Genomic DNA, 18,084 nt, shown 5'->3' with positions numbered 1-18,084 from the left:
GAAAGGCGTGAAATGCAGGCGAAGTTGGACATCCCCTCCCGCTTCATCATCCACGAAACCGTGCACTGGGTGCTGAACCACCGCATGAACAGCGCACTGCCCGGCTACCTGATACTCAGCGCACGGGCGCCGTTCAACTCACTGGCCGCCTTGCCCGTAGAGGCCCAAGCCGAGCTGGGCATTCTCATGGCGCGCACGCAGCAGGTGATGGAAGCGCAGCTGCAACCGGCGCGGTTGTACATGCACACCTCGACGAACTGCCTTACAAAGATTGCCACCCGGTCTTTCAGCGAGCCTTGGCTCACTTGTGCGAAACGCTCGAAAGCAACTTGCGCACCCACTGAACTGCTGCGCAACACCTCCAGCAGCATCAGAAAGCTCGGCACCGACAGGCATACCCGCCGCGCCCTGCCGATACGCGCCAGCGCTTCATCGCTGACACCGTGAAAGGCACCGCTGCCCAGCGAGACGATTGCGTGCGCCAGCGTACAGAAGGTGTCGAGGTCCAGGTACCCGGTGGCTGGGCGCCCAACGCGCATGGCGCAGACGTACTGCTCATCGTGCCCGGCACCACCGAGAACTTTGCCTCGAACAAAATCATCATCGCCGGCCTCACTGCCGAAGCCGTCTGGCAACAACTGGATGACACGCGGGCGTTGCCAACGTACTACCGCAATGCAGCGGACATCCGTTTTCATGATGGCTCCGGCCCGTACCTGAGCAACGGCGCACGCTTTCGCTTCACCACGTTCGGTTTCCCGGTCGAGGCGCAGGTTACCGAGCATATGCCACCTGTTCCAGGCCAACCCGCACGCGTGGCTTGGCATGGCTGGGGGCTGACTTGTCGGCCCGCACTACCCTGCCCTGCAGGGTGCGCAGCACCTTGCGCTTGGCGTTGGCTGGCAGCCCTCTGGTCTGGCTGATGCCAACCGTCACATCGCCTGCTGCCAGCAAATCCGGTATGCGCCAGTAATCCACATGCTGCACAACCACCACCACGTTCGGCGCCTCCACCCGCAGGGCCCGCAGCAGTGGCGGCAGCAAGCCCGACTCCACGTCATCGGACAAACCGATGCGGAACGTCATGTTGCTGGTTGCCGGGTCGAAGTCATGGGACAGACTGAGGGCGATGGACATCGCATCCAGCGCCGGGGTGAGGTACTTGATCACCTCTTCGGCCCTGGCCGACGGTTCCATGCGGTTACCCACACGGAGCAGCAACGGGTCGTTGAACATCGCCCGCAACCTGGCCAGCGCGGCGCTGACCGTGGGTTGGGCGATGAACAGTTTTTCTGCCGCACGGGTGAGGTTGCGCTCTTGCATCAGGGCTTCGAACACCACCATCAGGTTGATATCGGCTTTGCGCAGTTCGTTTCGGTTCATTGGCGCTCCCGGGGCCATGCTTGTTTTGCGGGTCAATTGCAGCATTGACAGTAATCCTGACCGAGTCAAAGGTGCAGACTTGTATCCCCGGTGCTGGCTCAGACAACCCAATCCGGGTACCCTCCTCACTTCCCTTCCGGCCTCCCCTGCCGTGCACCGCCCAGGCGTTGATTCGCGAAGCGGTCATTCATGATGCCGACCCTTGCATGGCCGCCAATCACCGGTGCGCCCACCCGCCATCAATCCACTCAGGATGACCTCATGATCATTCGCCAAGGAAATGCTGCCGACTACCCGCAGCTGCTCGACATCTGGCTGCGCGCCGTGCGCGCTACACACCGTTTTCTGCAACCCGCCGACATCGACGCGTTGCTGCCACAGCTGCGCGATATCTACTTCCCGGCCGTCGAGCTGTGGGTAGCAGTCGACACGGATGACCAGCCGCTGGGCTTCATCGGCTTCAACGAGCAGCATGTGGAAATGCTGTTCGTCGACCCCGACCTTCATGGGCAAGGCATTGGCCGCGCGCTGCTGGACTTCGGCCGCCAATCGCGCCATTCAATGAGTGTCGACGTCAACGAGCAAAACCCGCAGGCTGTGGGCTTCTACCGGCATTACGGTTTCATCCAGACAGGCCGTTCGCCGCTGGATGGCGAGGGCCGGCCATTTCCCTTGCTGCATATGAGCTTGCCCCTAGGGAGTGATTGAGAGGCATACATTGCAAGGGGCGGCCCCTTGTGTCGCAAAAGGGCCGCCATGCGGCCCCGGCAAGGTTGCGGCCATGAGAGAAGCCGTTTAGCGGGTCAGTTCTATTTCGTTCATCAATGCCCTGGCCAACGCTGTGAAGTATTCGGCGGCGCGTGCGCGATGCCGCCGCATCACATACGTCGGACTCGCTGATACGAAAACTCGCATCTCCCTACGCTTCAGCAATTTTATGTCTTATTTAACGCAAAAATAGCAACATAAGAACAATCTAATTCCAATGTGCGGCAACCCTTAGCAATCGAGCATCGCTCAACCACCGTATACTCGGATCCACTATCGAGGATGCCCACATGCAAGCACTGGGAATGGATTACCGGCACGGCGATGAAGTCGCCAGCCACTGCCACGCCGAAGACCAGCTGATCTACGCCGCCAGCGGTGTGATGCGGGTCAGCAGCGAGGGCGGTAGTTGGGTGATCCCCGGCGGGCACGCGTTATGGATGCCCGCCGGAGTCAGCCATGCCATTCGCATGGAGGGCGCGGTCAGCATGCGCACCTTGTTGCTTGAGGCACGCGTCGCGCATTGCCAGGTGATCGTTGTGTCCGGCCTGCTGCACGAGCTGATCCTGGCTGCAGCGCGCCTGCTCGACCTGCGAGACGGCGAACACGTGCGGGCGTTGATTCAGTGTGAGTTGGCCACTGCCAGGCGCATCGATGCCTTTGTGCCACTGCCGCACCAGGCGCGTTTGCGTGCCTGGTGCGAGCGCTTCTTGCAGGACCCGGCTCAGGACCTGACCCTGGAACAATGCGGCGCACAGCTGAACATGAGTGCCCGCAGCGTGGCGCGGCTGTTCCAGCGCGAGGTGGGCATGTCGTATGGCGAATGGCGCGCCCGGGCCCGGGTGATGCTCAGCCAGCAGTGCCTGGCCAACGGCCAGCCCATCCTGAATGTGGCACTGGAACATGGCTACCAGAGCGCCAGCGCCTTTGCCGCCATGTTCAAGCGCATCCTCGGCTACGCCCCCAGCGACTGGCAGAACGGCTGCGCGCGCGGGTACTGACTGACAGGTTGTCCCACTTACGCGCAGGGTTGTCCTGCTTGCGGCAGCGAGGCCTGGCTCGCCATCGTTAACCTCGCATCACCACCCCTGAAGCGACGTGTGTGATGCCTCTACTGCAATCATTCCCTTTTCCTGCCCGGCTTGGCGCCGCCATCGGCATGCTGAGCGTGCTGGCGGCTTGCGCCCGGCACCCCACACCGGCCGAGCCACCCACCGCACTGCAAGCGGACCCGCTGGCCAGCCTGCCGGCTGGCACCCGCAAGCAACCTCTGCCGGAGCGCTGGTGGGCACTGTTCCGGGACCCACAGCTCAACCACTGGGTGCAGCAAGCCCTGGCGCACAATCAGGACCTGAAGCAGGCCGAAGCGAATGTGCAGGCCATGCTGGCGGGCATAGGGGAATTCGATGCCAGGCGCTGGCCGTCCACCTCCGTGGGCCTTGCCGCGACGTACGGCAAGAGCGCCGATGACCAGACCCTGGCCGAAGCGACTGACAGCCACGCGCCATCACAATGGCAATTCAACCCGGGCATCGAGTTGGCGTACCAGGTGGACGTCTGGGGCCAGGTACGCGCCGCCATTGCGCGTGCACAGGTGCAGGCTGAAGCCACCCAGGCCGCGCTGGACCTGGTGCGCCTGCAGGTGGTGGCCCAGACCAGCCGGGCCTATATCGACCAGTGCATCTACACGGCTCGCCTGGACGAAGCCCGCCAGTCGCTGCAAACCCTCGACCACAGCGTGCACCTCAGCGAGCGCCAGCACCAGGCCGGCGTTGCCACGGCCCTGGACAGCGAACGCCTGCTGGGCCTGCGCGAACAGATGCGGGCGCGGTTGCCGATGCTGGAGGCCCGACGGCAGATGGCGCTGTACGAGCTGGGCATGCTCAGCGGCCAGGCCTCTTTGGCCGAGGCCAGCACCTGCACGTCCATCCCTTCGCTGTCGGCGCCCTTGCCGGTTGGCGACGGCTGGCAGTTACTCGCACGCCGCCCGGATGTACGCCAGGCCGAACGGGAACTGCAAGCTGCCACGCTCGAGACCGAAATCGTCCGGGCCGACCTGTACCCGAAGGTCAGCTTCGGCGCATCGCTGACGTCCTCGGACCACCACCTTGCCAACCTGGGCGACAGCCGTGCGGTGATGTTCGGCATCGGCCCGCTGATCCGCTGGGAGTTCCCCAACGTCAAAGCCAACCGCGCTCGGGTCGGCAAAGCCGAAGCATTGCAGCAAGCGCAGGTGGCCCATTACCAAGGTGTGGCGTTGCGGGCACTGAAAGACGTGCGCCAGACGCTGGCTCGTTACGACGGCGAGCGACAGCGGTTGCAGGCACTGGACGCGGCCCTGGCGCACAGCCAGCGCGGCTTTGCCCTGGCCCAAAGCAACTACCGGGCCGGCACCGTGGACGGGTTGGCGTTGCTCGACAGCGAGCGTGAACTGATCCGCTTGCGGGGTAGCCATGTCCAGGCCCAAGGGCGCCTGGCACAAGCACAGGTCAACCTGTTTCGCGCTTTGGGCGGGCGGTGGTAGTTCCAAACATCAAGAATGGATAGAGATCATGAATGTTGCTGTAGAACAAACCGCGTCAACCGCCGTTGAGCAAAAGGGCATGGCCGTATCTCGCCGTCTGGCATACATCGCAGGTGGCAGCCTGGCAGCCATCGCCCTGTTGGCCTTCACCAGCTACTGGCTCACCACCGGCCGCTACCTGGAAACCACCGACGACGCCTACATCCGTGCCGACTGGGTGGCCATGAGCCCTCGTGTGGCCGGCTACGTGGCCAAGGTCGAGGTCGATGACGACCAACCGGTAAAAGCCGGCGATGTACTGGTACGCCTGCAAGCCCGCGACTATCAGGCCCGCCTCGACCAGGCCCAGGCCGGCGTGGCCGAAGCCCAGGCGGCGCTGACCGCCACCCAGGCCAGCCAGCAGGTGGCGGCCGAGCGCATCAACCAACAGCAGCAAGCCATCCTGCAGGCAGAAGCCGCCGTGCAGGGCGCTGCAGCCGAACATCGGCGCAGCGAGCTGGACATGCAACGCTACCGTGGCCTGGTGCGTGACGATGCCGCAACGGTACAGCGCCTGGAAAGCGCCAGTGCCGCTGCCTCGCAGGCCCAGGCCGCACTGCAGGGCGCGCAGGCCGCATTGCGCGAACAGCGCGCGCAGTTGGCCATGGCCAAGGCACGATCCGCCCAGGCCGACGCCACGTTGAAACAGAAAGAAGCAGCGCTGGCCCACGCGCTGGCCCGCCAGCGACTGGCCGAACAGGATGAGCAGGACACCATGCTCCGCGCGCCCATCGACGGTGTGGTTGGCCAGCGCCGCGTGCGCGCCGGCCAGTATGTGGTGCCGGGCCAGCCACTGCTGGCCGTGGTGCCCCTGCAGCAGGCCTATGTGGTGGCCAACTACAAGGAAACCCAACTGGCCCACATGCGCGCTGGGCAACCGGTAGAAATACGCGTAGACACCTTCGCCAGCCAGCCACTGCACGGTCATGTGGCCAGTTTCTCGCCAGCCTCCGGCAATGTCTTCGCCCTCCTGCCGTCCGACAATGCCACCGGCAACTTCACCAAGATCGTCCAGCGCTTCCCGGTGCGCATCCTGCTCGACAAACCGCTGGATGGCCCACAAGTGCTGCCCGGCATGTCGGTGGTCACCACCGTCGACACCCGCCCCGCAGAGGTTATCGATGCGCACTGAGCAACCTGTATCGCTGCGTGCCTGGGTGGCAGTGCTGGGTGGCCTGTTCGGCTGCTTCATGGCCGGCATGAACGTGCACGTCACCAGCGCTGCCCTGCCGGAAATCCGCGGCTCGCTGGGCGCCAGCTTCGAGGAAGGCTCGTGGATTTCCACCGCCTACCTGGTGGCAGAAATCGTGATGATTCCGCTGACCGCCTGGCTGGTGGAGGTGTTCTCGCTGCGCCGGGTCATGTGGACCGGCTCGTTCATCTTCCTGGTGGCTTCGGTGGCCTGTTCCTGGGCTCCAAGCCTGGAGGCGATGATCGTGATCCGGGTAGTCCAGGGGGCTGCCGGTGCAGTGCTGATCCCGCTGTCGTTCCAGTTGATCATCACCGAACTGCCGGCCAGCAAGATGGCCATGGGCATGGCGCTGTTCAGCCTGGCCAACAGCGTGGCGCAAGCGGCCGGGCCGTCGATTGGTGGCTGGCTGACCGATGCGTATTCATGGCGCTGGATCTTTTACCTGCAACTGTTCCCCGGCATTGCGCTGCTGTGCGCCATCGCCTGGTCGATCGAGGCCAAGCCGATGAGGCTCGAACTGTTGCGCAAGGGTGACTGGCTGGGTATCGCGGCCATGGTGGTCGGCCTGGGCGGCCTGCAGATCGTGCTGGAAGAAGGCGGCCGGCTGGACTGGTTTGGCTCGCCATTCATTGTCGGCATGAGCGTGCTCGCCGGTATCGCACTGGTGGTGTTCGTGGTGACCCAACTGTTCGGCCAGCGTACGTTCATCAACCTGCGGCTGCTTGGCCGTTACAACTTCGGTGTCGCCAGCGTGGCGATGTTCATCTTTGGCGCCGCCACATTCGGCCTGGTGTTCCTGGTGCCCAACTACCTGTCGCAGTTGCAAGGTTTCAGTGCGCACGACGTAGGCGTGGCGCTGATTGCCTATGGTGTGGTGCAGCTGCTGCTGGCACCGTTGATACCACGCCTGATGGGCTGGACCAGCGCCAAGTTCATGGTCGCCAGTGGCTTTCTGATCATGGCGCTGGGTTGCTGGCTGGGGGCGAGCCTGAGCGCCGACAGTGCCGACAACGTGATCATCCCGTCCACGGTGGTGCGAGGCATTGGCCAGCCGTTCATCATGGTGGCGTTGTCGGTGCTGGCGGTGGCCGGGCTGGACAAGCGCGAGGCCGGCTCGGCCTCGGCGGTGTTCTCCATGCTGCGCAACCTGGGGGGCGCCATTGGCACGGCCGGGTTGACGCAACTGGTGGCGACCCGGGAGCGCTTTCACAGTGAGCGAATTCACGAACAGGTGACGGTGTTCGAGCCCGCGGTGCAGGAGCGTGTCAACCAGACAGTGCAAAGCTGGCTACCGCACCAGCAGCAGGTGCTGGAAGGGTTGGCAGCCACTGTTCGGCGAGAGGCGTACCTGATGGCCTACAGCGATGCGTTCTACCTTGCGTGCCTGGCATTGCTGGGCTGTGCGGTGGCGGCGTTGCTGCTGCGCGCCCAGCGGGCCGCGTGAGGGGGCTGGTACACTGTGCCTCCACACACTGTGCCCGACAGACCAACCGTATGAACCCGACGCGCTACACCACCGTGGCAAAGGACTTGATGGAAGGCATCGCCAGCGGCCGTTACCCGGTGGGCAGCCTGCTGCCGACCGAGTTCGAGCTGTGCGACCTTTACGATGTGAGCCGGCACACGGTGCGCGCGGCCATCAACCAGTTGCTCAACCAGGGGCTGGTATCGCGGCGCAAGCGCGTGGGTACCCGGGTGGAGGCCAGCAGCCCGCGCGGTGGCTACTCGCAATCGCTGGCCAGCGTGGCCGACCTTGCGCACCTGGCCGAAACCCAGCAGCGGGAAATTCAGGACGTGCGGCACTTCGTTGCCGATTTGAGCGAAGCGGCGCGGCTGGGGCTGGTACCGGGTGAGCACTACTTCTGCGTGTCCAGTATCCGCGTCGACCGCCTGCACAATGCGGCGCCCCTTTGCTGGACCGACGTGTATGCGCAGCGCGACTATGCCGAGGTCATCGAACTGGCCCGCGAACACCCCGACCAGCTGATTGCCGGGTTGATCGAACAGCACTATGGCCGGGCGATCGCGGTGGTCGACCAGCAAGTGCGGGCGGTGTTGCTGACAGCGGAAATGGCCCGGGCGCTGAAGGCCGAGGCGGGTTCACCGGGGTTGAAGATCATTCGCCATTACCGCGAGGAAAACGGCGATTTGATGGCGGTTTCCGAGACGGTGCATCCGGATGACCGCTTTACACTGGTCACCCAGATGCGCCGGGATCGCTCGCCTGTCTGATCTCAGGCACACAAGGCCGCTCCTAGAGGGGCCGCAATTGCTGTTCGGCCTCGATCAATTGCTTGCTGCGCACCGACACCACCCGATGATCCCGCGCCAGCCACCCATACACCGTCGGCAGCACGAACAACGTGAACAAGGTGCCCACCAGCATCCCGCACACAATCACCACCCCCAGCCCGAAGCGGCTGTTGGCCCCGGCACCACTGGCGAACAGCAGCGGAAGCACGCCAAATGTCATCGCCGCCGTGGTCATCAGCACAGGCCGCAAACGTATCTGCGCAGCACGGACGATAGCCGCCGCACGATCAAGGTTGTCGCGCACCTGGATCTCGTTGGCGAACTCCACCATCAGGATGCCGTGCTTGCTGATGAGGCCAATCAACGTCACCAGTCCGATCTGCGTGTAGATGTTCAACGTGGCCCAGCCCAGCGCCAGCGGCAGCAGTGCACCGCAGATCGACAGCGGCACGGTCACCAGGATGATCAGCGGATCCACCAGGCTTTCGTACTGCGCCGCCAGCACCAGATAGATCACCACCAACGCGGCAAGAAACGCCCACATCAGGGCAAAGCCCTCCTGCACGTACTGACGTGATTCCGATTGCCAGTCGTGGTTGAAGCCAGGCGGCAACTCACTGGCCAGTTGCTCAAGCAATGCCACGGCATTGCCCATCGACACACCCGGCGCCGGTATCGCCTGCAAGGTGCTGGCATTCTGCTGATCGAATTGTAGCAGGCGATTAGGCGCAACCTCGATATTCAGGTGCACCACCGTGGCCAGCGGCACCAGGCTGTTGTCCTCGGCGCGCACATACTGGCGGTTGAGCGCCGCAGGCGTCAGGCGCTGGTCCTGAATGCTCTGCGGAATCACGTCGTAGGAGCGCCCGAACAGGGCGAAGCGATTGAGGTACTGCTCGCCCACCAGCACACCCAGCGACTCGCCGATGGCCTGCATGCTGATGCCCAGGCTGGCTGCCTTGGCCCGGTCGATGCGCACCTTCACCACCGGGTTGTTGTAGTCCAGGTCACTGTCCACCACGGCGAACAAACCACTGTCGCGGGCACGCTGCTTGAGGGCTTCCATGGTCTGATAGAGCTCGGGGTAGTCATGGGCACTGCGCAGCACCATCTGCACCGGCAAGCCTCCGCTGGAACCCGGTAGCGAGGCCACCTGGAAGGCGAAAATGCTGCTGCCTTCGATGTCCGCAACTGCCTGTTGAAGCTGCGCCTGCACCTGTCCAGCAGAGCGCTCGCGAGCCTGCCAGGCACTGAGGTTGATGCCGCCGAAACTGGCGGCCGGGCCGTCGGTGCCGTTGATGATCCAGGTGTCGGTGGTTTCGGCAATGGACTTCATCACCTGGTCGAGCTTCAGCGCAAAGCGTTCCGCATACTCCAGGCTGGCATGCTGCGGCGACTTGATGGCCGTAAGCACCGCCGCCTGGTCCTCGGGGGGTGCCAGTTCGCGCTGTGGCAGCAGGTACAGCCAGGGCAGGCTCAGGCACACCAGCAGTGCCACGCCGCCACTGATCCAGCGATGAGACAGGGTGTAAGCCAGCACCCGCCCGTAAGCCCCGGTCAGCGCCCCGAACAACCGGTCCGCCAGGTTGGCCATTGCGCCGTGCTGCTGACCGGGTTGCAGCAGCAGCGAGCTCATCACCGGCGACAAGGTAAGCGCTACCACGCCAGACACGATCACCGCCCCCGCCAGGGTCAGGGCGAACTCGCGGAACAGCGTGCCGGTCAGCCCGCCCATCAGCCCGATGGGTGCATAAACCGCCGCCAGTGTGAGGGTCATGGCAATCACCGGCCCGGCAATTTCCCGTGCCCCGGCCAATGCCGCAGCAACCGGCGACTTGCCCTCCTCGATATGGCGGTGCACGTTCTCCACCACCACGATGGCATCATCCACCACCAGGCCGATGGCCAATACCATCGCCAGCAAGGTCAGCAGGTTGAGGCTGAAGCCGAACAGCAGCATCAGGCCCGCAGCGCCGAGCATCGACAACGGGATGGCCACCACCGCAATCAACACACTGCGCAGCGAACCCAGGCACAGCCAGATCACCAGCACCACGATCAGCATCGCTTCTACCAGGGTGCGCAGCACCTCGTGGATGGAGGCGTCGATGAAGCGTGCGGTCTCGTAGGCCAACGCCACATGCACACCCGGTGGCAGGGTCTGCTGAATCTGCGGCAGCAGCTGGCGAATGCCCTCGACAATCACCAGCGGGTTGCCGGTTGGCGTGGGGAACAAGCCCAGGTGCACGGCCGGTTTGCCATCCATGGTGGCACTGGTCTGGGTGGCCGCCGCACTCAGCTCGACGGTGCCGACATCGCGCAGGCGTACCAGGTCGGTGCCCGCGTTACGGATGATCAGCTCGCGAAAGTCCTCGACCCGGGTGAGGTCGGTGTCCACCTGGATGTCGGCCAGCACGTACTGGCCGCGCACCTGGCCGGGCGTTGCCTGGTAGTTGTTGGCACGCACTGCCTGCGCCACATCGGCTGCCGTCACCCCGCGCCCGGCCATGCGCTCGCTGTCCAGCCACAGGCGCATCGCCAGGCGCTGCCCGCCGAACGACTGCACCTTCGCCACGCCGTCGATGCCGGAGAACTGCGGTTCCACCACCCGCGACAGGTAATCGCTCAGCTCGGGTATCGACAAGGTATCGCTGGCAAAGCCTACGTAGGCGACGGCAGTGGAGTCACCTGCCGACAGCTCCACCACCGGGTCGTAGGCTTTTTCCGGCAGGCGATAGCGCACCTGGTTGACCTTGGCCATGGTCTCGGCCAGTGCCTGGGTCGAGTCGCGGTTCAGCACCATGCGCAGGGTAATCAGGCTGCGTCCCTGCTGCGAGGACGAGGACAGGTAGTCGATGCCCTCCACCGATGACACCGCCTGGGTAATCGGTTGGGTCACGAAGCCTTGCATCAGCTCGGCAGAGGCCCCGGGGTACTCGGTGCTGATGGTGATAGTCGAGCTTTCCAGCAACGGGTACTGGCGGATCGGCAGTTTGCCCATGGCAAACAGCCCCAGCAGGATGATCAGGCTGCTGACCACCAGCGCCAGCACCGGGCGGCGCACGAAGACGTCAGTGAACTTCACGATTGCCGCCCTCCCTGGCTGGCCTGCAGGCTGTCCTGGGCCACCGGCTCGACAGACATGCCATCGTTCAGTTTCAGCTGGCCAGAGACCACCACCTGATCACCCGGCGCAAGACCAGAGGTCACCTCCACCCGCCCCTGCCAGCGCTCACCGGTGGTGACCTGCACCCGTTTCACACGGGTGCCGTGTTCCGCGTCCCGGGTGGCGACGAACACCGTCTGCCCATAGGCGGTGTAGGTAATTGCGGTTTCCGGCACGGCCAGCACGGTCGATGGCTGCGCCGCGTCCAGGCGCACGCTGGCGTACATGCCCGGTTGCAACTGCCCGTCCGGGTTCGCCAAGGCGGCCTGCACCTGCACCAGGCGCGCCTTGCTGACAACCGGGTCGACCGCCACTACCTGGGCCTGAAAGCCTTGGCCGCGCACGGCATCCACACCCAGTGCCAGCACCTGCCCCACCTGCACCTCGGGCGCGGCCTGCTCGCCCAGGGAAAAGTTGACGTGCAACAGGCGGGTATCTGCCAGGCTGACGATGGTCTCGCCAGCGCCCAGGTATTGGCCCTGATGCACCCGGCGAATACCCAGCTTGCCGGCGAACGGCGCACGGATTGCCTTCTGCGCGATCAACGCCTCGACGTGCTGCAACTCGCCGCTGGCCACATCCACGGCAGTGGCGGCGTTATCGAACAGCTCCTGCGAAACGGCATGCATTGCCAGCAGTTTGCGGCTGCGCTGCAACACCACTTCGGCGTTGCGCAGTTTGGCCCGCAACTGCACGCGCTGTGCCTGCTCCGGGGCGTCATTGAGCTGCACCAGCACCTGCCCGGCCGTGACGGTCTGCCCCGACTCGAACGCGATACCGGTAATGCGCCCCGCCACCTCGGCCGCCACCTGCACCTGGTTGACCGCCTCCAGCTCCCCCGAGGCAAAGTTCTGCCGCGCCACCTGCACCTGCTCGGCCGTGGCCAGCGCCACCTTGGTTGCCGGCCATGCGGCGGCAGCGGGCTGCGTCGAGCTGTTGCCCACCAGCGCATAGGCGCCCGCCAGCACACCTGCCACAGCGCCGGCACAGGCCAGTAACGTCCTTTTGTTCATGCAGTGCTCCGATCAATCAGGAAAGCGGTTGCGGGGAAGATCGGGCAGGACTATAAGAGCTCAACTTAACTTGAGGTCAACAGGTATGGCAGTGGACAACACGCGGATGCTCACGGTAGGCGAAGTGGCCAAACGCAGCGGCGTGGCAGTCTCTGCGCTGCACTTCTACGAGTCCAAGGGGCTGATCGCCAGTGTCCGCACCGCCGGCAACCAGCGCCGCTTTCCCGCGCTGGTGCTGCGTACGCTGGCGATCATCAAGGTGGCGCAGCGCACCGGTATTCCGCTGGAGGAAATCAAGCAGGCGTTCAGCCGTTATGCGCCCAACAGCAAGCTCACGGCAGCGCAATGGGGCGAGATGTCCACGGCCTGGCGCGAAGACCTGAACGCCCGCATCCGCACGCTGGAGGCGCTGCGCGACAGCCTGGACAACTGCATTGGTTGCGGTTGCCTGTCGCTGGAAGACTGCCCGCTGCGTAACCCCGAGGATGTGCTGAGCAAGGAGGGTAGCGGGGCGCGGATTCTCGAAAAGAAGGCCCGCTAGCCGCTCCCGTGTCAGTCGGCCTTGCCCAGCACAAAACGATCAAAGTGCTCGATATGCTCATCCAGGTTGTCTTCGAGCATCATCCGGTACTGTTCGCAGAAGTACTTCAGAATCTCTTCCCGGGCGGCCGCCAGCTCCGCGCCGCTCTTGAAGCTGCGGGCACTCATCCAGGCGCTGAAACGGGTTGCGCCGAAGGTGAGCGAGGCGCTGACCTTGCCCAGGTCTTCGAATTTTTCGATCTGCTGGTTGGCCAGGTCGATGTGCGCATCGGCGCGGTCGTAAAAGGCCTGATCGGTAGCTTGGGTCATTGCGGTTCACCTGGTAACGGAAGCCCAAGCCTTGCATGGCGGCGCGCATACGTGCAAGGCTGAAAAAGGATCACCCGCAACGACAAAGGAAGCAAAACACCTTATGCCAGGAACCACACGTATCCATCGCTACTTGCGCCCACTGCCTGCAAACCGCACTGCAGCCAGTGGGCGTGACCTCACAGGCAAACGCGTCATCCGCCTCGCCTCCAAACTCGCAACACTGCTCTGCACGCCCCGCTCTGCACCGCCTTACCTCTGTGTCACGCCCGAGCGTGCACCTGCCAAACGCCTGCCCCCGACCTGACTGCCAACGCTGCAGCGCACAACGCCGTTCTCGCTTGCTACAGGCGGGATGTCTGACGCACTTACAGGGGCAACACGCAATGCTTTTATTTCAAGGCAAACAAATTCACAGCGCCATCTTCGACATGGATGGCACCCTCTTCGACACCGAGCGCTTGCGTTTCAGAACGCTCAAGCAAGCCTCGCTGGAAATCTTCGGCAAGGCACTGGGCGAACACACACTGATCGGCTCGCTGGGCCTGAGCGCGAAAAAAGCCGAAGCCCTCGCCAAGGCGCACAACGGTGAAGACTTCCCGTACGCCGAAATCCGCAAACGCGCGGATGAACTTGAGCTGGAGTACGTGCGCAATCACGGCGTACCGATCAAGGCCGGTCTGCTGGAAGTGCTAGAGCGCCTGCGCAAGTCGGGCCTGACCATGGCGGTAGCCACGTCCAGCCGCCGTGCCATCGCCGAGGAATACCTGATCAACGCCAACGTGCTGAAGTATTTCGATATCACCGTCTGCGGCGATGAAGTCAGCCAGGGTAAACCCCACCCCGAGATTTTCCTGAAAGCCGCCCGCGCGCTCAATTGCGAGCCGGACCAATGCTTCATGGTCGAGGACTCAGAGAACGGCATGCGCTCGGCAATGCGCGCTCAAGGGCAGGCGATTCTTATCGAAGACATCAAGCCGCCGGCCCCCGAGATCAAGGCAGGCGCGCTCAAGGCCTACCGCAGCATGACCGAGTTCCTGGCCGATTTGAGCGAGTGCGTTCCCGACCTGGGCATGCCCGAACTGTACGAAAACTTCCCGGCCTCCATGAACCAGTTCCGCGTGGGCATCCATGGTTTCGGCGCCATCGGGGGTGGCTACCTGACGCAGGTCTTTTCCCATTGGGATGGCTACACCCGGCCTTGTGAGATCATTGCCGCGACCCGCTCGCGCATGTTGCGTGAAAGCGTCAATGCCTTCGGCCGTTACAGCGTGCGCTACGGGGCCACTTCGTTCGACCAGACCATCGACAATGTGCGCATGATCGACATGGACGATGATGATGCACTGATCCAGATGTACACCGCTGCCGAAATTATCGGCCTCAGCCTGCCCGAGCAGGCCATCCGCAACCAGGCGCAGGTGATTGCCAAAGGCCTGTTGAAGCGCTTCGAACGCCGTGGCCGTGAGCTGACGTTGCTGATCGTGCTGAACAAGGTGGGCGGCGCTGCGTTTGTGCGCCGCCATGTGCAAGCGGAGCTGGCATTGCTGTGCCCGCCAGCAATCGGCGAGCAAGTGCTGGAAAAGACCCACTTCGCCGAAACGGTGGTCAGCCGCATCGTCTCCAAGCTCAGCAACGACGCACTGGTACGGCAACTGCGCATCAAGTCGCAGATGTTCCAGAACAGCCTGGAAGACGAGCCGGCAGTCGCCACAAAGGCATCGACGCCAGTGCCTGAATACGAACGGCTGATCGGGCGCTTCAGGCCCTTTGCCCAGCCCAGCAGTGCGATGAGCCAGTTGCACCTGATCCTGTTCAACAGCGAACCCGACATGCCGCTGTATGTAGAGCACGGCAGCGACCTGCTCGAACGCCTGCGCCAGGTAAAAACGGTGCCTGACATCACCCAGATCCAGGTCATCAAGAACCGCTTGTGGAATGGCCCGCATGCCATCGTTGCCTGGTACGCCAGCCTGCTGGGCCATGACTCGGTAGGCCAAGGTATGGGCGATGCACAGGTGAGCGAACTGGCCGAGCGCCTGATTCGCCAGGAAGTCGGCCCCGCACTGGTGGCGGAATACCCACAGATGGCGGAAGTGGTCAGCCGTTTTGCCGAGACCTTCCTGGAACGCTGCAAAACCTCGTTCAAAGACCCTTGTGCCCGGGTGGGGCGCGACCCGTTGCGCAAGCTTCAGCGCAACGAACGCATTTTCAGCAGCATCGAGCTGGCCCACAAGCATGGTATTGAAACCCCGGCCCTGGTGTTTGGCGCGGCACTGGCCATTCACCATGCCCTGCGCTGCACAGATGACAAAGCGCTGGAGGCCCAGGCCATCAGGCAGGCCTATCGTGAAAACGACGCCAGTGTCGAGGCCGTGCTTACCCTCGGGGTTGACGGTAATGGCAAGCGCTTTCCAGGGCTGGACCCGATCACGGATGCACAGCTGATCAGCGCCATTTCAGAGGCTTTCCGGCAGTACCCGCAAAGGGCTGTGGCAAACCGACCGGGCGTCCTTTGCATAGGCGCATGAACCATAGACGCAAGAACAGCGGTCTATCCCCTGTTCCGAGGGTAATCAGGTAAGAGTCGCGAATGGCCTCGGCCATGCACTCAAGGCATCAAGCTGCATCAGCGCCTGCAACAGCATCAGCTGGCGTGCGGCAGAGGGGGCTTCGGCTTCGGGCAGTTGTGCCAGCGCGTGCAAGTAGGCGGCCTCAAGCTTCCTGCGGCGGAAACGGTCGATCAACAGGCCCTTCGCCCTGCTCCTCAATCAGGCCCTGGGTTACTACAAGGTTTCATCGCCTTGCCTCAAGCGTGGCGCACGCAAGGGCGGCTCAGATGGAGCAAATTCGGATGACTTGTAGGACGCTTCTGATTCTCTGTGCCAAGCGCTTGAGGCCGCCCCGTGGGTGTTAGGTTTCTAACCCTATCCACCCACAGGGAGCTTGAGGATGCGCGTCAGTCTAGAGGGAAAAGGCCAGGCGGTAGATGGCGATGTGACCACCACGGGAGCTATCTGTATCGCGACGGGGGCCGGCTATCTCGACGAGGGCCGAATGGTGCTCCGTGAAGGCGACCAGACCACGCCATGCCCTCTTTGTGGGCAGGTGGGAATGGTCGCCGAAGGTGTGGACCACTTCATTTCCGATGGACAGCGCGTGGCCATGGATGGTGCGCTGGTTGTCTGTGGCTGTTCGCCGGGCAGCAATCGGGTGGTCGCACCGCTGTATCAAGCACCGCCACCCATGCAACCCGTAGCAGGGCTTGCCAATGCTCACTTTGCCGAGCCGTCAAACGCGGTCTACCCGGAGCGTTTCTCCCAGCCTGTAATAGGTGCACTGCCCGGTACGCTGGAGCCTGGCTTCTATGTGGTTCCCCGGCGCATGTCGTTCCCCGAGGTGCTGCTGCACTTGGCCGAGCATGATGCCACGTTACCGATTTCCCGATTGCAGCGGCTCAATCCAACGTTTGAACAAGGGTTCAAAGCAGGGGAAATTTTCGTCATCGGTGATCCTGACAACGGTGACGCCTGCACACGCGAAGAGGGAGAACTGATGGCCGCAGCGCAGCATGCGCGGCGTGCGCTGGCAGTGCTCGACTACGCCGAAGCGGATTTCATGATGGAGCACCAGGCCGAAATCGCAGGTTTGCTCAGCAACGCCAGCCTGTCCATGGGCGTGGGCAAGGACATGCTGGACCAAGGCTTGAAACAGGTCAGTCATACATTGACGAGTATCGAGCAACTGCACCAGCGGGAGTTCATGCGCCACGGCCACCTGAACAGCCCAGGCTTCTTCGCCGAACGGCGGCGCCTTCTGCAGCAACTGGATGGACAGCTGAAAACAGCATTTTTGAACAAGCAACTGAACCTTGGAAATTATGAGCGCTTGAGGAAGAGCTTGAATATTTCGACCAAGAGCCTGGTGCATCATTGGTCGAAAGCGGGTGGGCCGGGGCAGATTCCGGGGTATGCAACGCATCTGGATAAGGTGGCGAAGCTCGGCAGGTATCTTAAACATGGCGGGCATGTTGCGATTGGGCTCGGCGGTACTTCTTCCTATTTGAAAGTAAAGGAGGCATGTCAAGCAGGAGAAACCGAAGCTTGTAAGGTTGTGCGCCTCAAGGAAGCTGGAAGTTTCAGTGGCGGTGTTGTTGGTGGGGCTGCGGGTGGCTTTATCACAGGATTAGCAGCCACTTCAATTTGCGGTGTTTTCGCTATTGGAACCGCAGGAATTGGAGCACCAATATGTGGTATTGCCGTTGTTGGAACGGGCTCTCTGGCGGGAAGCGTGGCTGGCGAGGCTGTGGGGGAAATGGTGGGAGAAAAGATCTATGAGTCTATCGCTGATTGATATAAATACCTGGCCACTGAAAATTCAATTGATTTTTCTCGTTGCGCCATTTGCCTTAAGTTCAGCCGGCCTTGTAATTAGTGGTTTTGTGGCTTGGTCTCGTGAATTTGACGTTATCAACAGCTCCATACGAAGCAATGCCTATTTAGAGCAAATGAAGCGATTGCTGGGGACTACTACCTACCGGGCACGATGGATGCTGACTTGTGCTGCCTGCGGCCTACTCACTTTTCCTCGGCTTCACTCAAGAATAGGTCTGGTGAGCCCTGATGAGCTTAAGAATTTTCCGTCAAAGTTAAAGCTCAAGCTGGTTTCTTCGAGTTGGCTCATCATCATTGGCTCGGCCTGGCTATTGATTGCTTTTGCGATGGTAAGGCATTAGAAAATTGAGTGATAAGACCCGCAATTGCGGGTCTCCACCCTTCTGAACGGCCTTGTCGTCGAACCGAAACCTGTCCCGCCTGTAAACCCTCGACTGCCGCCTTCACCATCCGCATTTTGCCCCACGCCCCGAGCACCAACCCGAGCGTCACCACGCAGCAGG

15 protein-coding genes and 1 pseudogene are annotated in these 18,084 nt (G+C 62.7%); 10 read left to right on the top strand and 6 right to left on the bottom strand.

Features of this window, described 5'->3' with window-relative positions:
- Positions 1–104: 104 nt before the first annotated feature.
- Together ACF8R4_RS20135 and ACF8R4_RS20130 are read right to left on the bottom strand one after the other, a co-directional pair.
- Positions 105–698, bottom strand: coding sequence for a hypothetical protein (locus ACF8R4_RS20135; RefSeq protein ID WP_156867068.1), 594 nt, complete (start codon positions 696–698; stop codon positions 105–107).
- A gap of 139 nt (positions 699–837) precedes the next feature.
- Positions 838–1,383 (bottom strand): annotated as a pseudogene (locus tag ACF8R4_RS20130) (LysR family transcriptional regulator); the annotation flags it as partial.
- Positions 1,384–1,644: 261 nt separating this feature from the next.
- On the opposite strand from ACF8R4_RS20130, the gene ACF8R4_RS20125 reads away from it, so the two are divergent.
- The 6 genes from ACF8R4_RS20125 to ACF8R4_RS20100 all read left to right on the top strand — a co-directional run bounded on the left by ACF8R4_RS20125 (position 1,645) and on the right by ACF8R4_RS20100 (position 8,138).
- A complete protein-coding gene (locus tag ACF8R4_RS20125) occupies positions 1,645–2,091 on the top strand; it encodes an acetyltransferase (RefSeq protein ID WP_156867067.1) in 447 nt (148 codons plus the stop codon).
- A gap of 350 nt (positions 2,092–2,441) precedes the next feature.
- On the top strand, positions 2,442–3,152 hold the full coding sequence (locus tag ACF8R4_RS20120; RefSeq protein WP_060498825.1) for a helix-turn-helix transcriptional regulator: 711 nt from the start codon (positions 2,442–2,444) through the stop codon (positions 3,150–3,152).
- Positions 3,153–3,256: 104 nt separating this feature from the next.
- On the top strand, positions 3,257–4,675 hold the full coding sequence (locus ACF8R4_RS20115) for an efflux transporter outer membrane subunit (protein ID WP_200929202.1): 1,419 nt from the start codon (positions 3,257–3,259) through the stop codon (positions 4,673–4,675).
- Positions 4,676–4,703: 28 nt separating this feature from the next.
- Entirely contained in the window at positions 4,704–5,846 is a 1,143-nt protein-coding gene (locus tag ACF8R4_RS20110; RefSeq protein WP_156867065.1) for an HlyD family secretion protein, read from the top strand.
- Positions 5,836–7,350: a DHA2 family efflux MFS transporter permease subunit gene (locus tag ACF8R4_RS20105; RefSeq protein ID WP_200929200.1), complete on the top strand. Its 1,515-nt coding sequence runs from the start codon at positions 5,836–5,838 to the stop codon at positions 7,348–7,350. Before ACF8R4_RS20110 ends, ACF8R4_RS20105 begins: the two co-directional genes overlap by 11 nt.
- Before the next feature lie 50 nt (positions 7,351–7,400).
- Positions 7,401–8,138 (top strand): GntR family transcriptional regulator, encoded by a 738-nt coding sequence (locus ACF8R4_RS20100; protein WP_060498822.1) that lies wholly within the window; start codon positions 7,401–7,403, stop codon positions 8,136–8,138.
- A gap of 22 nt (positions 8,139–8,160) precedes the next feature.
- Here ACF8R4_RS20100 and ACF8R4_RS20095 read toward each other — a convergent pair whose 3' ends face one another.
- On the bottom strand, positions 8,161–11,244 hold the full coding sequence (locus tag ACF8R4_RS20095; protein ID WP_200929199.1) for a MexW/MexI family multidrug efflux RND transporter permease subunit: 3,084 nt from the start codon (positions 11,242–11,244) through the stop codon (positions 8,161–8,163).
- Entirely contained in the window at positions 11,241–12,338 is a 1,098-nt protein-coding gene (locus ACF8R4_RS20090; RefSeq protein WP_060498820.1) for an efflux RND transporter periplasmic adaptor subunit, read from the bottom strand. The genes ACF8R4_RS20095 and ACF8R4_RS20090 overlap by 4 nt, the downstream gene beginning before the upstream one ends.
- A gap of 85 nt (positions 12,339–12,423) precedes the next feature.
- Here ACF8R4_RS20090 and soxR point away from each other — a divergent pair, with 85 nt between their 5' ends.
- Positions 12,424–12,879, top strand: a complete 456-nt coding sequence (gene soxR, locus ACF8R4_RS20085) for a redox-sensitive transcriptional activator SoxR (protein WP_060498819.1) — start codon at positions 12,424–12,426, stop codon at positions 12,877–12,879.
- An 11-nt stretch (positions 12,880–12,890) separates the two neighbouring features.
- Here the strand turns inward: soxR and ACF8R4_RS20080 are convergent, their stop codons facing one another.
- Entirely contained in the window at positions 12,891–13,187 is a 297-nt protein-coding gene (locus ACF8R4_RS20080) for a DUF3144 domain-containing protein (protein ID WP_060498818.1), read from the bottom strand.
- A 386-nt stretch (positions 13,188–13,573) separates the two neighbouring features.
- Between ACF8R4_RS20080 and mtlD the strand changes: the two genes are divergently transcribed.
- A complete protein-coding gene (gene mtlD / locus ACF8R4_RS20075; protein ID WP_156867061.1) occupies positions 13,574–15,718 on the top strand; it encodes a bifunctional mannitol-1-phosphate dehydrogenase/phosphatase in 2,145 nt (714 codons plus the stop codon).
- A gap of 45 nt (positions 15,719–15,763) precedes the next feature.
- On the opposite strand, the gene ACF8R4_RS20070 is transcribed toward mtlD, so the two are convergent.
- Positions 15,764–15,934 (bottom strand): hypothetical protein, encoded by a 171-nt coding sequence (locus tag ACF8R4_RS20070; RefSeq protein WP_156342128.1) that lies wholly within the window; start codon positions 15,932–15,934, stop codon positions 15,764–15,766.
- Between the two features lie 205 nt (positions 15,935–16,139).
- Between ACF8R4_RS20070 and ACF8R4_RS20065 the strand changes: the two genes are divergently transcribed.
- On the top strand, positions 16,140–17,540 hold the full coding sequence (locus tag ACF8R4_RS20065; protein ID WP_156867060.1) for a PAAR domain-containing protein: 1,401 nt from the start codon (positions 16,140–16,142) through the stop codon (positions 17,538–17,540).
- The gene (locus ACF8R4_RS20060) at positions 17,521–17,922 is read left to right on the top strand and encodes a hypothetical protein (protein WP_164524253.1); all 402 of its coding nucleotides are present in this window, start codon (positions 17,521–17,523) and stop codon (positions 17,920–17,922) included. Before ACF8R4_RS20065 ends, ACF8R4_RS20060 begins: the two co-directional genes overlap by 20 nt.
- Positions 17,923–18,084: the final 162 nt, after the last annotated feature.

It is taken from the genome of Pseudomonas sp. FYR_2 (genome assembly GCF_043106425.1).
GTDB classification, from domain to species: Bacteria; Pseudomonadota; Gammaproteobacteria; order Pseudomonadales; family Pseudomonadaceae; genus Aquipseudomonas; species Aquipseudomonas monteilii.
Note: the sequence above shows the minus strand (reverse complement) of the source record. Positions and strands in the feature narration are given on the sequence as shown.

What these genes read in the sequence shown, in the direction of transcription:
- ACF8R4_RS20135 (WP_156867068.1), bottom strand. Translation starts at nt 698, where the DNA reads ATGAAAACGGATGTCCGCTGCATTGCGGTAGTACGTTGGCAACGCCCG.
- ACF8R4_RS20125 (WP_156867067.1), top strand. Translation starts at nt 1,645, where the DNA reads ATGATCATTCGCCAAGGAAATGCTGCCGACTACCCGCAGCTGCTCGAC.
- ACF8R4_RS20120 (WP_060498825.1), top strand. Translation starts at nt 2,442, where the DNA reads ATGCAAGCACTGGGAATGGATTACCGGCACGGCGATGAAGTCGCCAGC.
- ACF8R4_RS20115 (WP_200929202.1), top strand. Translation starts at nt 3,257, where the DNA reads ATGCCTCTACTGCAATCATTCCCTTTTCCTGCCCGGCTTGGCGCCGCC.
- ACF8R4_RS20110 (WP_156867065.1), top strand. Translation starts at nt 4,704, where the DNA reads ATGAATGTTGCTGTAGAACAAACCGCGTCAACCGCCGTTGAGCAAAAG.
- ACF8R4_RS20105 (WP_200929200.1), top strand. Translation starts at nt 5,836, where the DNA reads ATGCGCACTGAGCAACCTGTATCGCTGCGTGCCTGGGTGGCAGTGCTG.
- ACF8R4_RS20100 (WP_060498822.1), top strand. Translation starts at nt 7,401, where the DNA reads ATGAACCCGACGCGCTACACCACCGTGGCAAAGGACTTGATGGAAGGC.
- ACF8R4_RS20090 (WP_060498820.1), bottom strand. Translation starts at nt 12,338, where the DNA reads ATGAACAAAAGGACGTTACTGGCCTGTGCCGGCGCTGTGGCAGGTGTG.
- soxR (WP_060498819.1), top strand. Translation starts at nt 12,424, where the DNA reads ATGGCAGTGGACAACACGCGGATGCTCACGGTAGGCGAAGTGGCCAAA.
- ACF8R4_RS20080 (WP_060498818.1), bottom strand. Translation starts at nt 13,187, where the DNA reads ATGACCCAAGCTACCGATCAGGCCTTTTACGACCGCGCCGATGCGCAC.
- mtlD (WP_156867061.1), top strand. Translation starts at nt 13,574, where the DNA reads ATGCTTTTATTTCAAGGCAAACAAATTCACAGCGCCATCTTCGACATG.
- ACF8R4_RS20065 (WP_156867060.1), top strand. Translation starts at nt 16,140, where the DNA reads ATGCGCGTCAGTCTAGAGGGAAAAGGCCAGGCGGTAGATGGCGATGTG.
- ACF8R4_RS20060 (WP_164524253.1), top strand. Translation starts at nt 17,521, where the DNA reads ATGAGTCTATCGCTGATTGATATAAATACCTGGCCACTGAAAATTCAA.